This window comes from Rhodococcus sp. SORGH_AS_0301 (assembly GCF_030818285.1).
GTDB lineage: Bacteria > Actinomycetota > Actinomycetes > Mycobacteriales > Mycobacteriaceae > Rhodococcoides.
Window position 1 is genome coordinate 2177152 of sequence record NZ_JAUTAC010000002.1, and the last position, 24606, is coordinate 2201757.

Genomic DNA, 24606 nt, shown 5'->3' on the forward strand with positions numbered 1-24606 from the left:
CGTACCTCCCCGGTCAGGCCCTGGGGTACGGCCAGGGGTTGAAGCGACAGGTCTTGCCGTCCATCGGCACCACGCCCGCAGGATCGAGTACCGCGATGTCGTCGTTCGCCGTGCCGAAGGTCTGCTGCATCATGATCGGGGCCAGGCCACCGTCGGTCTCGCAGGGCTGGTGCGCCTGGTACCCGATCGCGTGGCCCACCTCGTGGTTGATCTGGTACTGCCGATACGACCCGATGTCGCCCTGGAACGCCACGGCGCCGCGCACCCAGCGCGGCTCGTTGAGCACCACCCTGCCGATACCGGGGTTGTAGCAGGACACCTCGAGCTGGATGTCGTACCCACACGCGTCGCGGATGGTCATCTGCGACGTCAGCGAGACCCGGAAGTCCGGATCACCGGTGTCGACGCGGCGGAACGCGAAACGCTGATCGTTCGTCCAGCTCTTGGGATTGGCGAGAGTCTGGTCGACGAGGCGACCGAACGACTCATCGCCTCCGAAGCCCGTCGTGTCCACGCCGTCCTCGATCTCGACGGTGTAGGTGAACGTGCGTTCGGTGCCCTGGCCCACCTGGTCGGTGACTCCCGGCACCACGCGCCACGTGCCTGCGCCCTGCACCGCGAACTGACCGCCGTCGGGCAGCTGACCGCTGGACACCGTCTCGGCGAAGTTCCCGTCGGCCTGCGGCGGGACACCGATGATGCCGGTGTCGTCGGTCGTGTTGCTCAGCGCGGGGAATCCGGGTGCCGAGTCCGTCGTGGACGCGGTTCCGGGATCGCGTATCGCGTCGACGACCACGAGCACCGTCACGACCGCGAGGATCGGGATCGCGTAGGCGCGCCAACCGTAGGTCGACGTGAACCGCCCCAGCCGGCTCTGCTTCCGGGCGCTGCGCTCCGGCCGTGCGGCGCGTGTGCGTCCGGGATCGACCGCGGTGGGATCCCACTGGGCGCGCAGAGGCTGATGCGAGCGTCGCGCACGGTCGTCACGCGTCGCAGGCTCTCTCTGCGGTTGCCGTCGGTCACTCACCGATCCAGGTTCTCACACGCGTCTGCGGCCTTCGGTCGGCGCGCCGGGGTATCGTCGTCACGATCCGGAAGAACTTTCATGCCGCGTAGTTCCGATGTCTGAGTGATCCTCGTCCACCGGTGTCGCGGCGGATGGGACACACGAAACACATGACAGACGTCGCCGACCGAAGCTCCTCCGTGGGCGGGACCGGGAGTGGCCGGCGCAGTGCTCGACTGCCCCGTGATGCACGCCGCGCCCAACTCCTCGCCGCTGCCGGGGAGATCTTCGTCGCCCGCGGGTACCACGCCGCGGGGATGGACGAGATCGCGGAATGCGCGGGCGTCAGCAAACCTGTTCTGTACCAGCACTTCCCCGGCAAGCTCGACCTCTACGTCGCGGTGCTGCAGAACTACGTCGACAGCCTCATCTCGGGTCTGCGCCAGGCGCTGCGGTCGACGACGGACAACCACAAGCGCGTCCGGGCCGCCGTGCTCGCGTTCTACGACTTCGTCGACAACGACAGCCAGGGATTCCGCCTGGTGTTCGAGTCGGACCTCATGGGCGATCCTCAGGTGCAGAGCCGCGTCGATCAGGCCACCGAGGCCTGCGTCGACGCCGTGTTCGACCTCGTCAGCCACGACTCCGGACTCGACCCGCACCGTGCCCGCATCCTCGCCGTCGGCCTCGTGGGCGCGAGCCAGTTCACCGCCCGCTACTGGCTCGAGGCGGATCGTCCCATCACCAAGGAGGAAGCGGTGGACACCACCGTCACCCTCGCCTGGGGTGGTCTCTCGCACGTCCCCCTGCAGTCCCAGTAGGCGACGCACCCCGGTCCCACGAACCACGACGGCCCCGCACCAGCAGGTGCGGGGCCGTTCCTCGTGCGCGGTGGGCGCGTCGGTCAGGCGGTGCCGGACGACGCGAAACCGACCCGACGACTGTCGGACGGACCGATCTCCACGTACGCGAGCTTGCCCGCGGGCACCAGGAACTTGCGGCCCTTCTCGTCCACCAACGACAGCACACCCTCGCCGCCGAAGGCCTTCGAGACCAGGGTCTCCACCTCGTCGGGCGTCTGCGCGCTGTTGATGACCAATTCCCGTGGGCTGTCCGAAATTCCGATCTTGACCTCCACGGCCGACCTCCGAAACGTTGTCGCGAACCTGCTGTCCACTTCAGGTTAGAGCAGCACCGGCCGCCGGTGAGTGCGTGACGCACACGCCCACAGCGAACACCGACACGAGTCAGACGAGGCCGAGAATCGCCATCCGCTCGGAATGCCGGACCTGCATGCGGTCGAACAGCGCCACGATGCCGTTGAAATCGCCCGACGCCGTCATGACCAGTTCGGTCAGCTCCTCGCGCTGCGCCAGGACGAACTGCGCCTGGGTGATGGCCTCCCCGAGCAGGCGGCGTCCCCAGAGCATCAACCGGTCCTTGTCCGCGGCACTCGCCGCGACACGCGCCACCACCTCGGTGACGACGAACTCCGAGTGGCCCGTCTCGGCGAGCACCTCGCGCACGGTGGCGGCGATGTCGTCCGGGAGGCTGTGCGCGATCTCGCGGTAGAAATCGGCGGCGAGGCCGTCGGCGACGTAGGTCTTGACGAGCACCTCCATCCACGTCGAGGGCAGCGTCGAGGCATGGTAAGCGTCGAGAGCGGCGGCGAAAGGCTCGGTGACCGACAGGACGTCCCGCCCGCGCTCCGCGAGGGCCGCCTCGAGCACCTCGAAGTGGTTCATCTCGGCGGCCGCCATGCTCGCCATGGCGATGCGGTCGCCGAGCGTCGGGGCCATTCGAGCGTCGTCGACCAACCGGTAGAACGCCGAGATCTCGCCGTACGCGAGAACGCCCAGGAGACTGATGATTCCGGGGTGATCACCCGGCACGGTTCCCCCGGTCGCAAGGCCCTCGTCGGACCCGGACGGGACGTTCGGAGTGGACCCGCCGTGCTGTGGATCCGAATCTGTTCGCATGGCTGCCGAGACTACCGTCGACACGGCTCGCGTGAGCGGAACCGCGGAGTCGGGTGCCGACCAGGTAGAATAGGTCGCGAGCACGCTCCACCGGTGCCGGCAGCAGGGACCGAGACAGTCCGCACGCCGGCTCGACGCACCGTGGTCACCTCCGTCGGAGGCGATCGCGGCGAGCACCGGGAGCCGTGCTCACGACATTGTGCGCGCACCTGATTCGTGTCTGCCGCCGATCGTGTCGCCGCATCTGCGGCCGACCCCGATCGCGCCTGTCGACGAATCGAGGGTTTCGACACCGGCCGCGGAGCGGCCTGGCCCTCGTCGTGCGTGCGAGGCGAGAGACGAGAAAGGCCGAAACACTGAGCAAGATCACTGTGGACCACGAGACCGACGACGTGGCGGAGACCACCGTCTCGGCCACCCTGGACACCACCCACACTCCCCCGACCTTCGCCGAGCTGGGCGTTCACCCCGAGATCGTCCGTGGGTTGACCGACATCGGCATCGAGCGCACGTTCGCGATCCAGGAACTCACGCTTCCCCTGGCACTCGCGGGCGACGACCTCATCGGCCAGGCCCGCACCGGCATGGGCAAGACGTTCGGCTTCGGCGTCCCGCTGCTGCACCGTCTCGCCACCGGTCCGGCCGACGGCTCGGGCACCACGGTCCTGGACGGCACCCCGCGTGCGCTGATCATCGTTCCCACGCGCGAGCTGTGCGTCCAGGTCACCTCCGACCTGGAGAACGCGTCGAAGCACCTGCACTCGGCCAACGGTCGCGTGAAGGTCATGTCGATCTACGGCGGACGGCCCTACGAGGCCCAGATCGAGACCCTGCGGACCGGCGTCGACGTCGTCGTCGGCACCCCCGGACGACTTCTCGACCTGGCCAAACAGGGCCACCTCGTCCTGGGCAAGGTCGGCGTCCTGGTGCTCGACGAGGCCGACGAGATGCTGGACCTGGGCTTCCTCCCCGACATCGAGCGCCTCATGAGCATGGTGCCGGAGAAGCGTCAGACCATGCTGTTCTCGGCGACCATGCCCGGGCCGATCATCACGCTCGCCCGCACGTTCCTCACTCGGCCGACGCACATCCGCGCCGAGGAGGCCGAGTCCTCCGCGATCCACGAGCGCACCGCCCAGCACGTCTACCGGGCACACGCACTGGACAAGGCGGAGATGGTCGCGCGGGTGCTGCAGGCCGAGGGCCGCGGCGCCACGATGATCTTCACGCGCACCAAGCGCACTGCCCAGAAGGTCGCCGACGATCTGGCCGAGCGCGGATTCTCCGTCGGCGCCGTCCACGGTGATCTCGGGCAGGTCGCCCGCGAGAAGTCGCTCGCGGCGTTCCGCTCCGGCAAGATCGACGTGCTCGTCGCCACCGACGTCGCGGCGCGCGGTATCGACATCGACGACGTCACCCACGTCATCAACTACCAGTGCCCCGAGGACGAGAAGACGTACGTCCACCGCATCGGACGTACGGGTCGTGCGGGCCGCACCGGTATCGCCGTCACGCTGGTCGACTGGGACGACATCCCCCGCTGGCAGCTGATCGACAAGGCCCTGGGCCTCGACATCCCCGACCCGGTGGAGACGTACTCCAGCTCCGAGCACCTGTACGCGGAACTGAACATCCCGCACGGCACCACGGGCAGCATCGCGAAGCGGCGCGCCGAGACTTCCGCCGCCGAGAAGACGGACACCCGCTCGAGCCGGAGCGAGAACTCGGACCAGGCGTCGGACGGCGAGGCCACCACCACGTCGCGCCGGAGCCGGTCACGTCGCCGCACCCGCGGCGGGGGCCACGCCGACGCTGCCGCCACCGCAGACAGTTCGGCCACGACAGGTCCCGCCGAGGCGTCCGGTGACGGATCCACGTCGGACAAGCCCCGTCGTCGCCGTCGACGCCGGTCGTCCGCCGGGTCCGCGGCGCACGCCGGTGAGAACGGCGCGTCGGCGGAGGCCTCGTCGTCCGCCGGTACGTCCGACTGACCGTCACGTACCTGACGTGCTCGCTCCCGAACGGCGCACCCGCGTCGACGTGATCGCCGCTGTGGTGATCGTCGTGGTCGTCCTGGTGGGCGCCTCGGTGATCTGGTTCCGCAGCGACGCTCGCGGCACCACGTCCGTGGTCGCCGACGTGCCTCTCACCGCCCCGGCGTCGGCATTGTCGGTGCCCGAGTCGTTCTCGGAGATCTGGCGCGCCGACGACACCGGAACCGGGGCACCGACCACCGTCGGCGGAGCCGTCGTCGTCTCCACCGGCGACGCGGTGACCGGACTCGATCCCGCCACCGGCTCGCCGTCCTGGTCCTACACGCGTGACCGGGCCCTCTGCTCGGTCGTGGGGGCGTGGGACGCGGCGGTGGCGGTGTTCCGGGACGGCCGGGGATGCGGCCAGGTCACCGAGCTCGACGGGTCCACCGGAGCGCGCGAGGACCAGCGCACCAACGACGCCGACGACCCGGTCCGGTTGTCGTTCGACGGCACGTACGTGACCGAACTCGGCGCCACGCGCCTCGAACTCTGGCGCTCCGACCTCGTGCGCACACTCGAGTACGGGCGTGTCGACGCCCCGGTCAACCCGCGCAGCCAACCCCGCACCGGATGCGACCTCGTGTCGAGCGCGTCCGCGAGCACCCGCCTCGCCGTGCTGGAACGGTGTCCCGGTGAGGAAGGCCTGCGCCTGACGTCGATGAACCCCGCACCGAAGGACAACACGGTGCCCGACGTGTACGGCTCGACCATCCTGGCCGACGTCCCCGCGGACGCAGCGGCAGCACGCGTCCTCGCGGTGGTCGGGGATCGCCTCGCGGTCTACCTCCCCCCGGCCGGGAGCGAGGTCGCCCGGGTGGCACTCTTCGACGGGTCCGCCAACTTCGTCTCCGCGCAGGCCGTGACCGCCGACGTCACCACACCGTCCGCCGACGCCCTCGCATCCGACATCGTGCGTACCGGTTCCGTCGTCTCCTGGTGGACGGGCGCCGACACCGTCGGCTTCACGCAGTCCGATCTGTCACAGCGCTGGGTTCTCGCCGGAACTCTCGGCGCGGGTGCCGTGATGGCCGGTCAGCTCCTCGTCCCGGTTCCCGGCGGTATCGCGGTGGTGGATCCGGAGAACGGCGTCGCCTCCCGCACGATCGCGGTGGACCGCGGCGAGTACACCGGACCGGTCGCACTGTCCGTCCTCGGCACCAGCGTGTTCGAGCGCCGCGGTGCCGAGACCGTCGCCCTGGGCTGAGCCTCAGGCGTCGGCGTCGTACGTGGCCAGGGGTGCGCCCTCGGTCCAGTGCGCGGCCAGGTTGTCGGCGAGGTCGCGGTACGCCTGAGCGCCCTTGTTCTTACGTCCCGCGATCACCGAGGTGCCGGACGCCGACGCCTCCGCGAACCGCACGGTGCGCGGGATCGGCGGCGCGAGCACAGGGATGTCGTACCGACCGGACACGTCCGCGAGGACGTCACGGCTGTGCGTGGTGCGGGCGTCGTACAGGGTCGCGAGAGCGCCCAGGAGAGTCAGATCGGGGTTGGTGATCTGCTGGACCTCACTGACCGTGCGCAACAGCTGACCCACGCCGCGGTGAGCGAGCGTCTCGCACTGCAGCGGGATCAGCACGCTCGTCGCGGCAGTCAGCCCGTTGAGGGTGAGCACGCCCAGGGAGGGCGGGCAGTCCAGCACGATGACGTCGTAGTTCTCGAGGAGTGGTGCGAGGGCGCGTTTGAGGGTGTACTCGCGGCCCGGACGCATGAGCAACAGCGCCTCGGCGCCGGCCAGGTCGATGGTGGCGGGAAGCAGGTCCACACCCTCGTTCGTGCCGAGCACGGCGTCGCCCACGGGAACCCCGGCGGTGAGGACCTCGTGGATCGAGGTCTCCAGCTTGTCGGGGTTGTGCCCCAGCGAGAAGGTCAGACTTCCCTGCGGGTCGAGGTCCACCACGAGTACTCGTCGGCCCAGAGCGACGAGCGCCGCTCCCAGCGATGCCACGGTGGTCGTCTTGGCGACGCCACCCTTCTGGTTGGCCACTGCCAGGATCGTCGTCACAGCACGATCTTGGCATCACTCGGTGTGTCGAGCGACGTTCGGCCCGGCGTGGCGTGATGCCGCACCGGGCCGAACGGGGTGGAACGGAGGCCGAGCTCAGTGCAGCATCGCACCGCGCGCGACGGCGTCACCCTGGTCTGCACGCTGAAACTTCTTGCGCGGCAACAGAAGCGCGGGCACGAAGGTGAACGCGACGATGATCGTGGCCACCAGGAAGGTGCCGCCGAACGCGTCGGCTGCCTGCGCCAGTCCGGCCTGCACGGCATTCGGCCCGATCTGCTCGGCGATCGCCGGGTCACGCTGTGCCGCGATGGCGGGTCCCGCAGCCGCCCGGTCGAGCAGCTGGTTGGTGAGCACCACCGAGATCACGGCCGTACCGATCGACCCGGCCGACTGCTGGATGATGTTCATCAGCGACGAACCGCGGGCGACGGACGCGTCGTCCAACGTCTGGAGCGCGGCGGTCATGATCGGCATCATCGTCGCGCCGAGTCCCAACCCCATGACGAACAGGGCGCCGAGCAGGACGACGTACGAGGTCGAGGATCCCACCTGCGTGAAGACGGCCATGCCCAGCGTCACGAACACCATGCCGGTGATCACGATCTTGCCCGGCCCGATCTTGTCGGCGAGCTGTCCGGCGATGGGCATCGACACCATCGCCCCGAGTCCCTGCGGGGCGAGCAGCAGGCCGGCCATGAGCGTGGTCTCCCCGCGGACCTGCAGGAAGTAGCTCGGGAAGATCAGGCCCGCGCCGAAGAACGCGATGGCGAACAGGCTCATCGCGATCACCGCGACGGACAGGTGACGGTTGGCGAACAGCCGCAGGTCGATCAGCGGGTGCTCGGTCCGCAGGGCGTGGCGCACGAACGCCGCGACCAGGACGAGCCCCACGACGGCGGAGACCAGTACGCGAGCCGACATCACCGTTCCGGTCTCGGGGATCGAGGAGACGCCGAACAGGAAGAGCGCGAGGCCCGGCGACAGCAGCAGCATGCCGACGAAGTCGAAGGACTGCGAGGGCTCGGGTGCGTCCTTCGGGAGGATGACCCACGCGGCCACCAGCGCCACGGCGCCGATGGGCACGTTGATCAGGAAGATCCAGTGCCAGCTCGCCGCGTCGATGAGCCACCCGCCGAGGATCGGGCCCGCGATCGGACCGAGCAGCATCGGTACGCCCAGGACGGCCATGACACGACCGATGCGCTCGGGACCGGCTGCGCGGGTCAGGATCGTCATGCCGAGCGGCATGAGCATGCCGCCGCCGAAGCCCTGCAGGACGCGGAACACGATCAGCGACGTGATGTCCCACGCGACGCTGCACAGCATGGATCCGGCGACGAACAGGATCAGCGCCAGGATGTAGAGGCGTTTGGTACCGAACCGGTCCGCGGCCCAGCCGGTCAGCGGGATGACGGTCGCGAGAGCGAGGGTGTAGCCGGTCATGGTCCAGGCGACGTTGGCGTAGGACGTCTGGAACTCGAAGGCGAAGGTCGGCAGCGCCACGCTCACGACGGTCACGTCGAGGATCGACATGATGGCGCCGATGACGATGACGGCGGCGATCTTGAGGACGGCCGCGTCCAGCCCCTGACCGGTGTCGACACCACCCTGCCCGGGGGTGTTCGGGGACCCCTGCGCGCCCTTCTCGGTGCTCTGATCGGTCATGCGGAGTCTCCTGGCTGATCTGTATCCGCCGGCATCGAGGCCGGGTGTCGCGTGATCGGACCAAGGAAGTAAACACCCCACCGGCGGCGATCACCAGCGGATTTCACGAGACCTCCGTCACCGGGACGACCTCCGTCATCGACGCGGCGCGACCCGGGAGCATGATCGAGCCATGGCAGACCCCGACCCCCGTGACCCGGCACCCGCATCGTCCGGAGGGTCCGGGACGTCGCCGCGGCGCTCCGACGCCAGACTGGTGTTGATCCGTCACGGTCAGACGGAGTGGGCGGCGAGCGGTCGACACACCGGACGGACGGACATCGCTCTCACCGCCGACGGGGAGGACCAGGCCCGCGCCGCCGGGGACCGCATCGCGGCGCTCGGGCTCGAACGTCCCCTGGTGGTCAGCAGCCCCCGATCGCGGGCGCTGCGGACGGCGGAGCTGGCCGGACTGACCGTCGATCGGGTGTGGGACGCGCTGGTCGAGTGGGACTACGGCGACTACGAGGGCCTGACCACTCCGCAGATCCGGGAGACCGCGCCGCACTGGACCGTCTGGACGCATCCGTCGCCGTCCGGCGAGACCATCGACGCCGTGTCCGCACGGGCCGATCTCGTCCTGTCCGTCGTCGTTCCCACCCTCGCCGAGCGCGACGTCGTGCTCGTCGGACACGGCCACTTCTCCAGGTCGGTCATCGCGCGGTGGGTCGAGCAACCGGTGACCGAGGGAAAGCGCTTCGCGCTGGCGCCCGCCGGCTTCACCGTGCTGGGGTACGAGCACGAGTACCGGCAGATCCACACCCACAACGTGGATCCTCGCCTCGGTTCCTGAGCTGCCCGGCGTCGGTCGGAGAGCCGCTCAGACGTCGTCGGTCTCGACGTAGTCGTCGGCGAGCCACCGCGTGGCGGGGCCGCTGAACAGACAGACCAGGACGCCGATGACGACAAGGCCGAGCAACGAGCCCAGCACGGGCCGCCCGGAATCGGTGAGGAGCGACCAGACCACCGGGAGCAACAACAGCTGCGCGACGATCGCGATGGCGCGGCCCCAGCGGTGCCCGAGGATCAGGGCGATGCCACCGGTGAGCACGGCGCCCCCGAGTGCGGCGAACCAGATCGCGGTGCCGAAACCGTTGATGACGCTCTCGTCGGCGCCGGCGGCGCCGCGGATCACCAGGACGAGTGCCACCACGACCGCCGTGGCGCCCTGCACGGACACCAACAGGCCCGCGGCGCGCACCGGTGCCGGAACACCGGAATCGGGCAGCTTCGGACGCACCAGGCCACCCTAGAGCACACGCACGAGGTGGCCGACGGTCACGCGCCGGTGGTCGTGAGCCGCCGCCGCTCGCGTCTACTCTGAGTGATCGTGCGAGCCATCCTCATCGTCAACCCGAACGCCACGTCCACCACGGCTGCCGGCCGAGACCTGGTGGCGCATGCGCTCGCGAGCAGGGTGTCGCTCAGAGTGCTCCACACCACGCACCGTGGACACGCGAGCGAACTCGCGACCGAGGCCCGCCGGGCCGGTATCGATCTGGTGATCGTGCACGGCGGCGACGGAACGGTCAACGAGGTGGTGAACGGACTTCTCGGTGTTCCTGCCCCGACCTCCATGCAGTCGGTCACCGTGGGACCCGTGCCGCTGCTGGCGGTCGTCCCGGGCGGATCCGCCAACGTGTTCGCTCGCTCGCTGGGCATCGCGAGGGACCCGGTCGAGGCCACCAACCAGCTCATCGATCTGCTGGAGTCGGGAACGAGCAGGCGCATCGGCCTGGGGCACTGCGACAAGACATGGTTCCTGTTCAACGCCGGCCTCGGATGGGACGCGGACGTGTGCGACGCGATCGATCGAGGCCGCAAGGGCGGCGAGGCGGTCACGCCCTCGCGCTACGTCCGGACCGCGGTCACCACGTTCTTCCGCCGCAAGCGCCGCGACCCGCACCTCACCGTGGAGACCGACACCGGCGAGGCCGTGACGGGCGTTCACTTCGCGTTCGTGACCAACTCCGATCCGTGGACGTTCCTCGACGCACGCCCGGTCCGGACGAACCCCGGCACCTCGTTCGACAGCGGACTCGGCATATTCGCAATGCGATCCACGAAGGTGTTCACGACGTTGCGAGTGGTCGTGCAAATGCTGTCCGGAACGTCCGGTCCGCATTCTCGGGCGCTTCTCCGAGAGGACGACGTGAAATGGATTCGCGTGCGTTCGGTGGAACCGACCGGCCTGCAGGTCGACGGCGACTACCTGGGAGAACGCACCGAGGTCGAATTCGCGTCCGCACCGGACGCCCTCGCCGTCGTGGCGCCTTTACCTGGCGATACCCCGTAGGCCAAGCTACTGTGTTTCACATCTCCCGATCCGGGTACCAGACGTCGGGTGTGAAACCAAATCGGGTCCAGTGAGCTTGGCCACCCGCACCGCGTCATCTCTTGACTTCTGCTTGGTTCGTGAAAGCATTCACAAGTAACAGTGCGGAAACATTGGTTGCCGCGCTCGCGAACTGCAGGACAACAAGCCCACGATCCGGACGAGAGTCCAGGATCAGTTATTCGACAGCGCCGTCGTGCGCTCAGTGAGGAGTAAGAGGATGGATTGGCGCCACAAGGCTATCTGTCGCGACGAGGACCCGGAACTGTTCTTCCCGGTGGGAAACAGCGGCCCGGCACTTGCACAGATCGCTGATGCCAAGGTCGTGTGCAACCGGTGCCCCGTCACCGCGGACTGCTTGTCCTGGGCTCTTGAGTCCGGCCAGGACGCGGGTGTCTGGGGTGGGATGAGCGAGGACGAGCGTCGCGCACTGAAGCGTCGCAACGCACGGACCCGCGCACGCTCGGCGGTCTGACACAGCTAGTGAGACGCACGCAGGCCCGGCACCGCATGGTGCCGGGCCTTTTGTGTGTCCGACGGGGGTTCGCAACCCGGGTCAGCCGCGTGGCTCCCGGCGTCCGAGCGGGACGCGGAGCTCGGCGGCGGTGCCCCCGTCCCGCCCGGCCGCGACACTGATGGTGCCGCCCAGCTCCACCGTGACGAGTGTCGAGACGATCTGCAGTCCCAGCCGGTCAGACGCCGACGCGTCGAAGTCGTCGGAGACCCCGCGGCCGTCGTCGCGCACGGTGACCTCCAGCATGCGGGAGGACCGCCGGGACTCGATGGTCACGCGGCCTCGGGCACCCGGGTCGAACCCGTGCTCGAGCGAGTTCTGGACCAGCTCGGTGAGCACCATGACCAGCGGGGTCGCCCGTTCGGCCGGGAACACGCCCAGGCTGCCCTCACGACCGACGGTGACATCCGCCGACAGCGAGCCGATGTCGACCATGACGGGGACCAGGCGGTCCACCACCTCGTCCAGATCGACGACCTCGTCCACCGAGGTCGACAGCACGTCGTGGACGAGGGCGATGGAGGTGACCCGGCGGACCGACTCGCTCAGCGCGACCTTGGCCTCGTCGTTGTCGGTCCGGCGAGCTTGCAGACGCAGGAGAGCGGCGACGGTCTGCAGGTTGTTCTTGACCCGGTGATGGATCTCGCGGATGGTCGCGTCCTTGCTCAGCAGCGCGCGATCGCGACGCTTCACCTCGGTGACGTCCCGGACCAGCACCAGAGCGCCCACGGACGTGCCGGCCGGGCGCAGCGGAACCGTGCGCAGCAGCACGGTGGCACCGCGAGCGTCCACCTCCATCCGTCGTCCCCCGGCGGACGTGACGGCCGCTCCGATGGTGGCGGCGATCTCCTCCGCGTCGAAGGGATCGGTGACGAGCGACCGGGTCGACGCAGCGAGGTCGTGGCCGGGGAGATCTGCTGTCAACCCCATCCGGTGGTAGGCGGACACCGCGTTGGGGCTCGCGTAGGTGACCATGCCGGCGGTGTCGAGGCGGATGAACCCGTCGCCGACGCGTGGGCTCGAGTTGACGTCCGTCTTCTCGGACGGCGAGGGGAACGACCCCTCCGCGATCATGTCGGAGAGGTGGTGGGCGCAGTCGCGGTACGCGGCCTCCAGCAAGCTCGGCGGTCGGCCGGAGACCGGCGCGGAGTCACGCGTCAGCACGGCGACCACGCGGCCGTCGACGCGCACGGGAACGGCGTCGTGGGGCGGACCCTGATCGTCGGGGAGGCGACCACCGCCGCGCACGATCGACGCCGTGCGCAGGCACTCCGCGACCTCGGGATGTTCGGTCTCCCCGACCACCGCACCGACCGTGTCCGACGGGATCACCGTGGGGGCCGTCGTCGGACGACACTGCGCGACGCACACCACCGTCGCCGTGTCCGACGACGTCACCGCACGCGATCCGGGATGGTCGACGGGCACCCAGAGCAGCAGGTCCGCGAAGGAGATGTCCGCGAGGATCTGCCACTCCCCCACGACGCGTTGCAGATGATCGACCGCCGTACCCGGCAGGTCGGTGTGCTCGGCGAGCATCTCGGACAGCGTGGACACGACGAATCACCCTGTCCCGGTGCGGCGTCGGCTGATCAGAGTGGTGACCGGATCAGGAGATGACGGCGATCAGGTCGCCCTGCTGGATCACGTCGCCCACGGCGACTCCGATGGACGTCACGGTGCCCGCGGACTCGGCAAGCACGGGAATCTCCATCTTCATCGACTCGAGCACCACCACGGCGTCGCCCTCGTTCACGTGATCACCCTCGGCGACGACGATCTGGAACACCGTCGACACCATCTCGGCTCGGACGTCCTCGGCCATCACGGTCCCCCTGTTCCGTTCCGCTCGTCTGCACGCGCGTGTCGACTCGTTCGGTGAACGGACCACGCCGGAGGCACGGCCGCTCGTCGTACAGCCAACCACACGTGAGAAACTGTGTGGAACAGGAAGGAGATCCACCATGGGCAAGCGAGGACGCAAGAAGCGCAGCCGTAAGGGAAATGCAGCCAACCACGGCAAGCGCCCCAACAGCTGATCACGAGCACCACACGACGAAGGGCCGGGACGCACAGCGTCCCGGCCCTTCGTCGTGTAGGCGGTCAGTCCTCGGTGGCGGTGATGGTCACCGACCGCCGGATCTCCAGCGTCAGGCGCTCCCGCAGGCCTTCCGGAGCCCGCTCGCCGCCGCACTTGCGGCCGACCAGAGACTTGATCTTCTCCTCGATGCCGTACTGCGCGAGGCACGAACCGCAACTGTCGAGGTGACGCTGCACGCGCTGCCTGCTGGCCTCGTCGCACTCGTTGTCGAGCAACGTCCACACGTCGGCGATGACGGCCGAGCAGTCCAGGTCCTCGAACTCGTTGCCGCTCATCGTGCTACCTCCTCGGTCGCCGCGGCGGACCGGTTGAATCCACGGTCGCGAGCGACCTCCGCCAGTTCGTTGCGCAGTTGCTTGCGGCCGCGGTGCAACCGCGACATCACGGTGCCGATGGGCGTGCCCATGATCTCGGCGATCTCCTTGTACGGGAATCCCTCGACGTCGGCGTAGTACACCGCCATGCGGAACTCCTCGGGCAGCGCTTGCAGCGCCGCCTTGATGTCGTCGTCGGGCAGGGCGTCGAGCGCCTCGACCTCGGCGGACCGCAGACCGGTCGACGAATGTTCCGCGGTGGCCGCGAGCTGCCAGTCCGTGATCTCGTCCGTCGGGTACTGCGCCGGCTGACGCTGCTTCTTGCGATAGGAGTTGATGTACGTGTTGGTCAGGATGCGGTAGAGCCACGCCTTGAGGTTCGTGCCCTCGCGGAAACTCTTGAACGCCGTGTACGCCTTGACGTACGTCTCCTGGACCAGATCCTCGGCATCGGACGGGTTCCGCGTCATCCGCAGCGCTGCGCCGTACAGCTGATCGAGCAGCGGGAGCGCGTCACGCTCGAACCGCGCCGTCAGGTCCGCCGCGTTCTCGCGCGAGCGGATGCCGTCCTCGGTCTCGAGGATCGCAGGATCGACGGCGCCCGTCGTGGTGCCGGTCTCGGTACGTGGCTGATCGGTCACGCTGGCCCCTCTCGTGTGCCCCGCGGCGACCGCCCCGCCCTCCGAGGTGCTGACCTCGGACAGCCGGGAACCGGTGAGATCACCGTGGTCGTCCGGACTCCACTTTACCGGTGGGATCACCACCACATTCGTCAGCGTCGCCGAGAGCCTCTCGGCTCCGGAGCGCTCCGGTGCAACGACGTTCACACGCCCTCCTCCGTCGAGCGGCGGCGCACAGTGCGCGCCGTCCTGATGCTGCGTGCAACAGCCGTGGCCGTCGGCGTGTTCCCCCCGCTGCCGGATCGTCTCCGCGAGTACGGCGAGAATGTCGTGAACGAGCAGCCGATCACGACGTTCTCGACGTACTCGCGGGGGCGGGTGATCACGGTGGGAAAGGGACCACGACGCCATGGCCGGATCGGCTACTCCCGCGACGACGATGCTGACGCGGCTCGGAATCGAGTTCACCGTCCACACCTACGAGCACGACCGCGGCACCGAGCAGTACGGCGACGAGGCGGTCGACGCACTGTCCGCCCGACTCGGTGTGTCGGCGGATCGGGTGTTCAAGACCCTGGTCGTGTCGACGGGCTCCTCGTTGGCGGTCGCGGTTCTTCCCGTGCCGGACATGCTCGCCGTGAAGTCCGTCGCCGCTGCCCTCGGGGCGAGCAAGGTGTCGATGGCCGATCCCGCAGCCGTGCGCCGGTCGACGGGCTACGTCCTGGGGGGCGTCTCCCCGCTCGGTCAGCGCACGCCCCTGCCCACGGTCGTCGACACGTCGGCACTCGGGCACTCGACCCTCTTCTGCAGCGGCGGTCGGCGCGGCCTGGAGATCGAACTCTCCGCACAGGATCTCGTCCGGGCGACCGCCGCGACCGTCGCGGACATCCGACGCGCGTCCGCCAGTGAGAGACTGTGACCGTGACGTCCTGGATCGCGCCCCTCGCCCCGCAGCCCGTCCGTGCGACCGTCGACCTCCCGGGGTCGAAGTCGATCACCAATCGCGCCCTGATCCTCGCGGCGCTCGCGGACGGACCGTCGACGGTGACCGGCGCTCTGCGCAGCCGTGACACCGATCTGATGATCGATGCGCTGCGCACCCTGGGTGCCGTCGTGGAGTCTCCCGACGACGACGGGACGACGGTGCGGGTCACCCCCGGACCCGGCCGCGGCGGCGACGTGGACTGCGGGCTGGCGGGCACCGTCATGCGCTTCGTTCCCCCCGTCGCCGCGCTGGCCACCGGTCGCTCGCGCTTCGACGGCGACGAGCACGCCCGCTCGCGCCCGCAGCAGACCATTCTCGACGCGCTCCGCGCCCTGGGTGTTCCCGTGAGCGGGGACCGGTTGCCGTTCGTCGTCGACGGCACGGGCCGTGTCCGCGGGGGCACGGTCCGACTGGACGCGTCCGGGTCGTCCCAGTTCGTGTCGGGGCTCCTGCTCTCGGCAGCGCGGTTCGACGAGGGCATCGTCGTCGAGCACGTCGGTCCCCCGGTTCCGTCGATGCCTCACATCGACATGACGGTGGAGATGCTGCGCGAGAGCGGGATCGAGGTGGAGACTCCCGAGGACTCCGGCATTCCGAACCGGTGGCGGGTGCATCCCGGCGCCGTGGCTCCGGTCGACCGTGTCGTGGAACCGGACCTGTCCAACGCGACCCCGTTCCTCGCCGCGGCGGCCGTCACGGGCGGTAAGGTGACCGTGCCCCGGTGGCCTGCCCGGACGACGCAGCCCGGTGACGCGTTCCGCGACATCCTCACGTCGATGGGGGCCGAGGTGCTGCTCACTGCCGAGTCGCTCACGGCGCGGGGGCCCGAGAAGCTCGAGGGCGTCGACGTGGACCTGCACGACATCGGCGAGCTGACCCCCACGGTCGCGGCGATGGCGGCCCTGGCCGGGTCACCCTCGCGCCTGCGCGGGATCGCCCATCTGCGCGGGCACGAAACGGATCGGCTCGCCGCACTCACGGCGGAACTCGGCGCTCTGGGCTGCGGTGTCGAGGAGACCGAGGACGGCCTGATCATCGAGCCGGCGCCGCTGCACGGCGGACCCTGGCGGGCGTACGCCGACCATCGCATGGCCACGGCGGGCGCCGTGATCGGTCTGGTCGTCCCGAGCGTCGAGGTCGACGACATCGACTCCACCGCCAAGACGCTGCCGGGGTTCGCGACCCTCTGGAGCGCCATGCTGGCCGGAGGTGGTGCACGCTGATCCGGCGGGTGTACGACGAGTCGGACGTCCGCGTCCGGCCGGGCAAGGGCACGCGCCCACGAACGAAGACGCGGCCCACCCACGCCGACGCCTCGGACGCGATGGTGGTGTCGGTGGATCGCGGCCGGTGGGGCTGCGTGATCGACAACGATCCCGAGCGCCTCGTGGTCGCCATGCGAGCGCGCGAGCTGGGCCGGACCCCGATCGTCGTCGGTGACGCGGTGGGCATCGTCGGCGACGTCTCGGGACGCGTCGACGCCCTGGCCCGCATCGTCCGCGTGGACGAACGACGAACGGTTCTGCGGCGCACCGCCGACGACACGGATCCGTACGAGCGTGTCGTGGTGGCCAACGCGGACCAGCTGCTGATCGTGGTGGCGTTGGCCGACCCGCCACCCCGCTCGGGCTTCGTCGAGCGCGCGATGGTGGCAGCGTTCGTGGGTGGTCTCCGACCCGTGCTGTGTCTGACGAAGGACGACCTGGCGTCGTCCGACGAGTTCGCCGCCGTCTTCGCCGACCTCGACGTGCCGGTGGTGCTGGTGGGCCGGGACCGTCCGCTGGACGAGCTCCTGGCGATGATCACTGGGAAGTCGTCCGCGCTGATCGGCCACTCGGGGGTGGGCAAGTCGACCCTGGTGAACCGGCTGGTGCCGGAGGCACATCGCGCCGTCGGCATCGTCTCCGGCGTCGGCAAGGGACGGCACACGTCGACTCAGTCGGTGTCGCTGCATCTTCCGGGTGGAGGCTGGGTCATCGACACTCCCGGTATCCGGTCCTTCGGGCTGGCCCACATCTCGCCGGAGGATGTCGTCGCGGCGTTCTCGGACCTCGCCGTCACCATCGAGGACTGCCCGCGCGGCTGCACACACCTCGGGCCGCCGGCCGACCCGGAGTGCGCTCTGGACACCCTGACAGGACAGCAGGCGAACCGCGTCGCCGCGGTTCGCCTGCTGTTGGTGGCCGTGATGTCGAACGACTCCTACTGACGGAGCTCCGACCGATCGATCAGCGCGAGAGCAGCTTTCGCAGTCCCGTGCCGCCCTTACCCTGCTTGATCGCGCTCAGCAGACCGGAACGACGTCCGGTCACCGGGTCGACCGTCGAAGTGACGTTGCCCCCGAACTTGCGCTCGGATGCCGTCTCCGGTGCGTCGTCCGCAGTGGCCTTGAGGTACTTGTCGGGGAGCGACAGCTTCGCGATGGTGCGCCAGGACTTGCCGTACTGGGCGAGGAAAGGCCCTGTGGTGTAAGGGAGGTCGTACTTCTCGCACAGTTCGCGAACCCGCACACTGATCGCGGCGAGCCGGTTGCTCGGCAGATCGGGGAACACGTGGTGCTCGATCTGGTAGCAGAGATTGCCCGACATGAAGGCGAGGGTCGGTCCGGCGTGGAAGTTGGCGCTGCCCAACATCTGTCGGAGGTACCACTGCCCCTGCGTCTCGTCCTGGAGGTCGTGGCGCGTGAACTTCTCCGCACCGTCCGGGAAGTGACCGCAGAAGATGACGGCGTTCGTCCAGATGTTACGGATGACGTTCGCCATGATGTTGGCGGTCAACGTCTTACGGTAGGACGCGGCGGGCGACAGCGACGTGATGGCCGGCGTGATCGCGTAGTCCTTCAGCATCTGGCGGCCGACCTTGTCGCCGACCTCCTTCAGCTTGCGTCGCGTCTCCTCCTTGGGCACACGGCCTTTCACGGCCTTGCCCAGCTCGAGATGCTGTACCGCCACGCCGTACTCGAACAGGAGCATCAGCAGCGTGTTGTACACGAGGTTGCCGGCGTTGAACGGGACCCACTTGCGGTCACGCGTGACGCGGATGAGGCCGTAGCCCACGTCGTCGTCCATGCCCAGCACGTTGGTGTACTTGTGATGGATGTAGTTGTGGGTCTGCTTCCAGTGCTCGGACGGCCCGGTGTTGTCCCATTCCCACGAGGTGGAATGGATCTCCGGGTCGTTCATCCAGTCCCACTGGCCGTGCATGACGTTGTGGCCGAGCTCCATGTTCTCGACGATCTTCGAGACACCGAGCATCGCGCTACCGGCCCACCACGCGGCGCGGTGGTTGCTGGCGAGCATCGTGGTGCGGCCGAGGGCCTCGAGGGAGCGCTGGAAACGGATGGTGTTGCGGATGTACCGCGCATCCTTCTCGCCGCGCGACTCCTCGATCTCCCGACGCAACGCGTCGAGTTCATGGCCCAGCGCCTCGACGTCGGCCTCGGTGAGGTGGGCATATTCCTTGACGTCGGAAATCGCCATGTGGTCACTCCTCGGCAGGTGGTCGATGCCCGTGTGGGCCTGACCGTGGTTACTCTACCGGAAGTTACGCACCCGTAGGTTACGCCGTCGTATCTGTGACCCGCTTCACTGCCTGACGCGCCTCGAGCCGCGCCTCGTGCAGGGCAGACCGCAGTCCGCGCTTGCGACCGGTGACCGGATCGAACCGCACCCGGTCCACGACGGAGGAGCCGGAGCTCTGGAAACGGCGCTCCGAACTGGTCTCCGGCGCATCGTCCGACGTGCGACGAAGCAGCTGGTCGGGCAGCGACAGTTTGAAGATGGTGCGCAGCGCCTTCCAGTACTGGGTCGCCAGGTTGCCGGTGGTGTACGGCAGGTCGTACTTGTCGCACAGGGCGCGCACCCGGACGGCCACCTCGGCGTACCGGTTGCTCGGCAGGTCTGGGAACAGGTGATGCTCGATCTGGTAGCAGAGGTTGCCGCTCATGAACGCCATCGTGGGGCCGGCCGTGAAGTTGGCGCTGCCGAGCATCTGCCGGAGGTACCACTCCTCGTGGGTCTCCGTCTCGAACTGGCCCATCGTGAACTTCTCGGCGCCGTCCGGGAAGTGACCGCAGAAGATCACGGCGTACGCCCACAGGTTCCGCACCACGTTGGCGGTGAGGTTCGCCCCGAGTGCACGACGCCACGCCGGACCCGCGAGCAGCGGGAAGAGCACGAAATCCTTGCCGACCTGCGACGCGACCTTCCGAGCGAACTCCTTGTTCGGCTCCGAGAGCAGCTGCGTCGCGGGAACACCGGCCTCGAGCTTCGCTGCGTCCAGGTCGTGCAGAGCGATGCCCCACTCGAACGTCAGTGCCAGCACCAGGTTGCCCAGGGGCTGCACCAGGTTGCGTGGCCGCCACTTCTCGTCGCGGGTCATCCGGAGGATCCCGAAGCCCACGTCGTGGTCCATGCCGACGATGTTGGTGTACGTGTGATGCGAGTAGTTGTGCGCACGCTTCCAGTGCGCGGACGGACCGGTCTGGTCCCACTCCCACGAGGTGGAGTGGATCTCCGGATCGTTCATCCAGTCCCACTGACCGTGAGAGACGTTGTGGCCCAACTCCATGTTCTCGATGATCTTGCTGGCCGCCAGCAGACCTGCGCCCACCAGCGCGGCCGAGCGCCAGCGGGAACCCATGATCGCGAGCCGTCCGCCGACCTCGAGCGCGCGCTGCAGCGCGATGGTGCGGCGGATGTACTCCGCGTCCTTGCGTCCTCGGGTGTCCTCGACGTCCCGACGGATGGCATCGAGTTCACGACCGAGGGACTCGATGTCCTCGTCGGTCAGATGTGCGAACTCCAAGATGTCCGTGATGGCCATGCTGGTCTACTCCCCGGATCGCGGTATGCCGTTCCTCGCACCGATTCGGTATCGGCGGGCAGGCCTTTCCGAGAATAGCGGACGAGCCTGTGCGCAGGGTGTGTGTGCGATCACCCCTGCGGCGCGACCCGGGGCCGACGAAGTCAGAGTTCGAGCGTGCAGTCCCCGGCAGCCGCGGAGATGCACGTCTGGATCCGCTCGCCGTGCGCATGCTCCTTGCCCGAGCGCAGATCTCGGACGTGACCGTCGGTCAGCGGCACCACGCACGTCTGGCAGATACCCATGCGGCAGCCGAAAGGCATTCGCACACCTGCCTTCTCACCGGCCTCCAACAACGTGGTGGCGCCGTCCACCGCCACCGTGCGGTCGGAGACGGAGAACGTGACCGTGCCGCCGTCGCTCGGCGCGCCGGTGCGCACGATCTCGAAACGCTCGGTGTGCAGGTTCTCCGAGATGCCTGCCTCCCGCCACACCCTCTCGATGTCGTCGAGCATCGCCGCCGGACCGCACGCCCACGTCTGCCGCTCGCGCCAGTCCGGGTAGTGCTCGTCGAGCGAGCCCAGATCGAACTTGCCGTCCGAGCGGGTGTGCTGCACGTGGGACACGACCGAGTCGTACTTCGCGTCGAGCGCCGCCAACTCCGAGGCGAACATCACGTCGTCCGCCGTGGGAGCCGAGTGCACGTGCACCACGTCGGGCATGTGGCCGCGCGAGTCGAGACTGCGCAGCATGCCGATCACCGGTGTGATGCCGCTGCCGGCCGTGACGAACAGGATCTTGGCGGGTGGCGGCTCCGGAAGGGCGAAGTTCCCCTTCGGCGCGGCGAGCCGCACGATCGTGCCCGACGGCACACCGCCGACGAGATGCGAGGACAGGAAGCCTTCCGGCATCGCCTTGACGGCGATGGAGATCTGCTTGTCCTTCCAGTCGGGCGGCGACGTCAGGGAGTACGACCGCCAGTGCCACCGACCGTCGACGTGGAGGCCGATGCCGATGTACTGCCCCGGCCGGTAGTCGAAGTCGAAGCCCCATCCGGGCTTGATGACGATGGTCGCGGCGTCGCCGGTCACCTTCTCGATCCGCACGATGCGGCCGCGCAATTCGCGCGCGGACCACAGCGGATTGGCCAGGTGCAGGTAGTCGTCGGGAATCAACGGCGTGGTGATGCGCGCGAACGCACCGCGCACCACGTTCAGCGACGGCCGCCGCGGGGACGACACACTCGCGGCCGGGGCTTCGAGCCAGTCCTTGATTCCCATGTCACATCTCCTCGGTCGAGCGGCCACCACGGACGCAGTCGACGACTGCGACGAAACAGGGCGGTGTCGGAGCGGTTCCGGTGTCAGAGCAGTTCCGGTGTCAGAGCAGTTCCAGGAGAAACGGTATCTCCTGCGGTGCGTACCAGGCGAGTTCGTGATCCTCGACGTCGCCCAGCACGAACTCGGCGTCGGGATCCCCCAGGTCGGCCGCGTCCACCGCGGCGACAGCGGCGCTCACGGCGGACTCGGCCGCCGCGAGATCGACGTGGACCGCCGCCACCTCCGTCAGGGAGAGCGGCGCCGGCAGGCGGACCACGGCGTCGTCGAGATCGGGACGCAGGGTCACCGGATCGACGTCGGCGGCGATGACGACGCGGCGGAAACTCGGAGTGGCGTCGGCGACCTCGTCGGCGTCCCCGTCATGGTCGGAGTCGAGGTCCGGCTCACCGCCGATCAGCCGCAGCGACGCCCGCGCGGCCTCCCGCAGCGCGACGTCGGCCAACTCGTCGTCGTCACCGGAGACGTACGCCTCCCGCAACGTCGGTGTCACGGCGAAGGCCGTCCGACTGATCGGCGAGAACTGACCCTCGTCCACCAGTGTCTGCAACATCCGCATGGTCGCCGGAACGAACACCCTCACCTGCGCCTCATTCCCTCACCGTCGTCAGCGGACGTTCTTGTCGTCGCGCGCCGCGTCGACCAGTTCCTCGAGTGCCTCGTGCAGCAACGTGGTGATCACGTCGATGTCCGGCATCGCTGCCCGGTCCGCGTTCACACCGTAGTAGACGTTGCCGTCGTACGACGTCAGGCCGATGCTGAGCGCCTGATTGCGCACGAGCGGCGGCACCGGATACATCTCGAGCATGCGTGCACCGCCCGCGTAGAGCGGGAACTGGGGGCCGGGGGCGTTGGTGACGATGATGTTGAACATGCGCTGCGACAGGCTCGACCCGACGCGCGCACCCATCGCGTGCAGCGTGGCCGGCGCGAACCCGGACAGCGTGATGAGGGTCGACGCCGTCACACCGCGACTCTGTCCCAGGTGAGCCTCCGTCGCGTGCGACACGTGGGACAACCGCACCACGGCGTTCGGTTCGCCCACGGGCAGATCGATGAGGAAGGACTCGACCTCGTTGGGCGGCACGTCGCCCTCGTCGCCCGTCCCCGTGGCGGCCGCGTGCACCGACAGGGGCACCATCGCGCGCACCGTCGTGTACGGGCCGATGGGCTCACCGCGCGAGAGCAACCAGTTCCGCAGAGCACCGGACACGACCGTGAGCACGACGTCGTTGACCGTCCCCCCGAACTTCGACCGCACCATCCGGTAGTCGTCGAGATCGGTCTTGGCCACCGAGTACCGGCGGTTGCGGGAGATGGTCGTGTTCAGTGGACTCGTCGGTGCCGTCTGCGCCGCGGTGCGGACCACCGCCGCGAACTTGCCCGCGGCGCGTACCGCCTCGCCGGCGGCGCGGGTGACGTCACCGACGGCTCCGCGCACCGCCTCCACGCCCTCCCCCGGCCGCGACACCATCTCGGCGAGCGCCCCGGCGACGAGCGCCTTCTCCGACGGTTCCCGCGCGGGCATCCACAGCTCCTCGGCCATCGGAGTCGGAGCCTTGGTGGCGTCCAGGATGACCTGACTGATCTCGAGCGCTTTGTCGCCGTCCACGATCGACGAGTGCGACTTGGTGAAGATCGCGAACCGGTTCCGTGCCAGACCCTCGACCAGGTACATCTCCCACAGCGGACGCGTGCGATCGAGAGGGCGTGAGGTGAGTCGCGCGACCAGGTCGTGCAGCTGTTCGGTGGATCCCGGCTTGGGCAGCGCGGAACGCCGGATGTGGTACGTGATGTCGAAGTCGCGGTCGTCGACCCACACGGGGCGAGCCAGGCCGAAGGCCACCTCGCGCACCTTCTGGCGATAGCGCGGAACGAGAGCGAGCCGGCTCTCGACGAGGGTGAGCAGTTCGTCGTAACTGAAGCCCCCGCGCGGGAGCCGGAAGATGGCGAGCGACCCCACGTGCATGGGAGTCGTACTGGCCTCCAGGAAGTAGAAGGACGCGTCCTGAGTGGTGAGTCTGGTGGCCAACGCGCGAATCCCCTCGGTCGAGTGTGACGGGTCCCAGTCTCGCACGACAGATGAGACCGACCACGCTCACGATCGTCCTCGTGGTCCGCGCCGTGTCGGTTCCCCGTCGTCCTCGTCGGAATTCACCGACCCTGACGGGCTGCGGTGTGACGACGCCCCGCGTCTGCCTCGACGGGCCGGAACCGCGTCCGTGCGTGCGACACTCGCCGCACACCGGCCGTGGCCGCACAGGTACGAGCATGGAGGAGAACGCATGACATCGGAGGTCGTTCACGTGGCGCGGTTGCCGAGATCCGAGCCACCCGAGGTCGGCGCGACTCCCACGCGTGCACGCCCGACGACCCGGTCCGCGGGCCGAGCGCTCTCGTCGCCGCGCCCCGGCCCGCACTCGGGACGATCGACCTCGCGACCGACCCGGCCCGTCGTCGGACCGTCGGAGGCCGACGCGCGCACCGCCGCCGCGGCGCGGCACGTCGCCGATCGCGTCCTGCGTCTGACACTCGAGGTGGTGGACCGCCGCCGACCCGCGGCGTCCCTGCGCGCGGTGCTGTCACCGGCCATGGTCGGAATGGCGACAGCCCTGTCGACGGCGGCCGTGCCGGGCCGAACACTCGGTGTCGCCGTCGTCCGGACCGTGCACGTGCGCGCCGCCGGTCCGGTGCCCGACGGCGCCGGGCACGGCGACGTCGAGGTCTTCGGCACCTACTCGCGTGGTGACCGCGTGTTCGCCGTCGCGGCGCGACTGACGGCACGGCGCAACACCACCGGTCCGGCCTGGGTGCTCACGAGCCTGCGCCTGTCCTGAGGCGGCGGTCGCCGCCCCCGGACGAGCAGA

26 protein-coding genes are annotated in these 24606 nt (G+C 69.0%); 11 read left to right on the forward strand and 15 right to left on the reverse strand.

The window, feature by feature from the left end; genetic code table 11:
• Window positions 1–13: 13 nt before the first annotated feature.
• Window positions 14–1027 (reverse strand): DUF3152 domain-containing protein, encoded by a 1014-nt coding sequence (locus tag QE397_RS10800; protein WP_051613603.1) that lies wholly within the window; start codon window positions 1025–1027, stop codon window positions 14–16.
• Between the two features lie 149 nt (window positions 1028–1176).
• Here QE397_RS10800 and QE397_RS10805 point away from each other — a divergent pair, with 149 nt between their 5' ends.
• Complete coding sequence (locus QE397_RS10805) at window positions 1177–1827, forward strand: TetR/AcrR family transcriptional regulator (RefSeq protein ID WP_027506843.1); 651 nt, start codon at window positions 1177–1179, stop codon at window positions 1825–1827.
• An 83-nt stretch (window positions 1828–1910) separates the two neighbouring features.
• Here the strand turns inward: QE397_RS10805 and QE397_RS10810 are convergent, their stop codons facing one another.
• Window positions 1911–2144, reverse strand: a complete 234-nt coding sequence (locus QE397_RS10810) for a DUF3107 domain-containing protein (RefSeq protein ID WP_027506844.1) — start codon at window positions 2142–2144, stop codon at window positions 1911–1913.
• 109 nt (window positions 2145–2253) lie between these two features.
• Window positions 2254–2985 (reverse strand): ferritin-like fold-containing protein, encoded by a 732-nt coding sequence (locus QE397_RS10815; protein ID WP_051613614.1) that lies wholly within the window; start codon window positions 2983–2985, stop codon window positions 2254–2256.
• 320 nt (window positions 2986–3305) lie between these two features.
• Here QE397_RS10815 and QE397_RS10820 point away from each other — a divergent pair, with 320 nt between their 5' ends.
• On the forward strand, window positions 3306–4976 hold the full coding sequence (locus QE397_RS10820; RefSeq protein WP_307093285.1) for a DEAD/DEAH box helicase: 1671 nt from the start codon (window positions 3306–3308) through the stop codon (window positions 4974–4976).
• Between the two features lie 16 nt (window positions 4977–4992).
• Window positions 4993–6225, forward strand: coding sequence for a hypothetical protein (locus QE397_RS10825; RefSeq protein WP_222638668.1), 1233 nt, complete (start codon window positions 4993–4995; stop codon window positions 6223–6225).
• Window positions 6226–6228: 3 nt separating this feature from the next.
• Here QE397_RS10825 and QE397_RS10830 read toward each other — a convergent pair whose 3' ends face one another.
• A complete protein-coding gene (locus QE397_RS10830; protein WP_222628436.1) occupies window positions 6229–7023 on the reverse strand; it encodes a ParA family protein in 795 nt (264 codons plus the stop codon).
• Window positions 7024–7119: 96 nt separating this feature from the next.
• Window positions 7120–8691: a DHA2 family efflux MFS transporter permease subunit gene (locus QE397_RS10835; RefSeq protein ID WP_081821425.1), complete on the reverse strand. Its 1572-nt coding sequence runs from the start codon at window positions 8689–8691 to the stop codon at window positions 7120–7122.
• Between the two features lie 172 nt (window positions 8692–8863).
• On the opposite strand from QE397_RS10835, the gene QE397_RS10840 reads away from it, so the two are divergent.
• Window positions 8864–9523: an acid phosphatase gene (locus QE397_RS10840; protein WP_081821426.1), complete on the forward strand. Its 660-nt coding sequence runs from the start codon at window positions 8864–8866 to the stop codon at window positions 9521–9523.
• Between the two features lie 27 nt (window positions 9524–9550).
• Here QE397_RS10840 and QE397_RS10845 read toward each other — a convergent pair whose 3' ends face one another.
• Window positions 9551–9973 carry a hypothetical protein gene (locus tag QE397_RS10845; RefSeq protein ID WP_373425289.1) on the reverse strand — a complete coding sequence of 141 codons (423 nt, stop codon included), beginning with the start codon at window positions 9971–9973 and terminating at the stop codon, window positions 9551–9553.
• 87 nt (window positions 9974–10060) lie between these two features.
• Here QE397_RS10845 and QE397_RS10850 point away from each other — a divergent pair, with 87 nt between their 5' ends.
• Complete coding sequence (locus QE397_RS10850) at window positions 10061–11026, forward strand: diacylglycerol kinase family protein (RefSeq protein WP_027506851.1); 966 nt, start codon at window positions 10061–10063, stop codon at window positions 11024–11026.
• A 259-nt stretch (window positions 11027–11285) separates the two neighbouring features.
• A complete protein-coding gene (locus tag QE397_RS10855) occupies window positions 11286–11540 on the forward strand; it encodes a WhiB family transcriptional regulator (RefSeq protein WP_027506852.1) in 255 nt (84 codons plus the stop codon).
• 81 nt (window positions 11541–11621) lie between these two features.
• Here QE397_RS10855 and QE397_RS10860 read toward each other — a convergent pair whose 3' ends face one another.
• Together QE397_RS10860 and QE397_RS10865 are read right to left on the reverse strand one after the other, a co-directional pair.
• Window positions 11622–13136: a sensor histidine kinase gene (locus QE397_RS10860; RefSeq protein WP_307093292.1), complete on the reverse strand. Its 1515-nt coding sequence runs from the start codon at window positions 13134–13136 to the stop codon at window positions 11622–11624.
• 52 nt (window positions 13137–13188) lie between these two features.
• On the reverse strand, window positions 13189–13404 hold the full coding sequence (locus QE397_RS10865) for a biotin/lipoyl-binding carrier protein (RefSeq protein ID WP_027506854.1): 216 nt from the start codon (window positions 13402–13404) through the stop codon (window positions 13189–13191).
• A 139-nt stretch (window positions 13405–13543) separates the two neighbouring features.
• Here QE397_RS10865 and QE397_RS21785 point away from each other — a divergent pair, with 139 nt between their 5' ends.
• Window positions 13544–13618, forward strand: a complete 75-nt coding sequence (locus tag QE397_RS21785) for a 50S ribosomal protein bL37 (protein ID WP_110293457.1) — start codon at window positions 13544–13546, stop codon at window positions 13616–13618.
• Between the two features lie 64 nt (window positions 13619–13682).
• Here the strand turns inward: QE397_RS21785 and rsrA are convergent, their stop codons facing one another.
• Together rsrA and QE397_RS10875 are read right to left on the reverse strand one after the other, a co-directional pair.
• Complete coding sequence (rsrA, locus tag QE397_RS10870) at window positions 13683–13955, reverse strand: mycothiol system anti-sigma-R factor (protein WP_027506855.1); 273 nt, start codon at window positions 13953–13955, stop codon at window positions 13683–13685.
• Window positions 13952–14578 carry a sigma-70 family RNA polymerase sigma factor gene (locus tag QE397_RS10875; RefSeq protein ID WP_037186858.1) on the reverse strand — a complete coding sequence of 209 codons (627 nt, stop codon included), beginning with the start codon at window positions 14576–14578 and terminating at the stop codon, window positions 13952–13954. Before QE397_RS10875 ends, rsrA begins: the two co-directional genes overlap by 4 nt.
• 445 nt (window positions 14579–15023) lie before the next feature.
• On the opposite strand from QE397_RS10875, the gene QE397_RS10880 reads away from it, so the two are divergent.
• The 3 genes from QE397_RS10880 to rsgA are packed head-to-tail and all read left to right on the forward strand — an operon-like array spanning window position 15024 to window position 17808.
• Window positions 15024–15533, forward strand: coding sequence for an aminoacyl-tRNA deacylase (locus QE397_RS10880; protein WP_307093295.1), 510 nt, complete (start codon window positions 15024–15026; stop codon window positions 15531–15533).
• Between the two features lie 2 nt (window positions 15534–15535).
• Complete coding sequence (gene aroA / locus QE397_RS10885; protein ID WP_307093297.1) at window positions 15536–16822, forward strand: 3-phosphoshikimate 1-carboxyvinyltransferase; 1287 nt, start codon at window positions 15536–15538, stop codon at window positions 16820–16822.
• A gap of 8 nt (window positions 16823–16830) precedes the next feature.
• Complete coding sequence (gene rsgA / locus QE397_RS10890; protein WP_155957112.1) at window positions 16831–17808, forward strand: ribosome small subunit-dependent GTPase A; 978 nt, start codon at window positions 16831–16833, stop codon at window positions 17806–17808.
• Window positions 17809–17827: 19 nt separating this feature from the next.
• On the opposite strand, the gene QE397_RS10895 is transcribed toward rsgA, so the two are convergent.
• The 5 genes from QE397_RS10895 to QE397_RS10915 all read right to left on the reverse strand — a co-directional run bounded on the left by QE397_RS10895 (window position 17828) and on the right by QE397_RS10915 (window position 23771).
• Window positions 17828–19078: a fatty acid desaturase gene (locus QE397_RS10895; RefSeq protein ID WP_027506859.1), complete on the reverse strand. Its 1251-nt coding sequence runs from the start codon at window positions 19076–19078 to the stop codon at window positions 17828–17830.
• A 79-nt stretch (window positions 19079–19157) separates the two neighbouring features.
• Window positions 19158–20423: a fatty acid desaturase gene (locus tag QE397_RS10900; protein WP_056447798.1), complete on the reverse strand. Its 1266-nt coding sequence runs from the start codon at window positions 20421–20423 to the stop codon at window positions 19158–19160.
• 143 nt (window positions 20424–20566) lie between these two features.
• Window positions 20567–21682: a ferredoxin reductase gene (locus tag QE397_RS10905; RefSeq protein ID WP_027506861.1), complete on the reverse strand. Its 1116-nt coding sequence runs from the start codon at window positions 21680–21682 to the stop codon at window positions 20567–20569.
• 100 nt (window positions 21683–21782) lie between these two features.
• Window positions 21783–22298, reverse strand: coding sequence for a hypothetical protein (locus QE397_RS10910; RefSeq protein ID WP_307097503.1), 516 nt, complete (start codon window positions 22296–22298; stop codon window positions 21783–21785).
• Between the two features lie 48 nt (window positions 22299–22346).
• Entirely contained in the window at window positions 22347–23771 is a 1425-nt protein-coding gene (locus QE397_RS10915) for a wax ester/triacylglycerol synthase family O-acyltransferase (protein WP_307093302.1), read from the reverse strand.
• Window positions 23772–24024: 253 nt separating this feature from the next.
• Here QE397_RS10915 and QE397_RS10920 point away from each other — a divergent pair, with 253 nt between their 5' ends.
• A complete protein-coding gene (locus QE397_RS10920; RefSeq protein WP_051613604.1) occupies window positions 24025–24576 on the forward strand; it encodes an Rv3235 family protein in 552 nt (183 codons plus the stop codon).
• The last annotated feature ends 30 nt before the right edge of the window (window positions 24577–24606 follow it).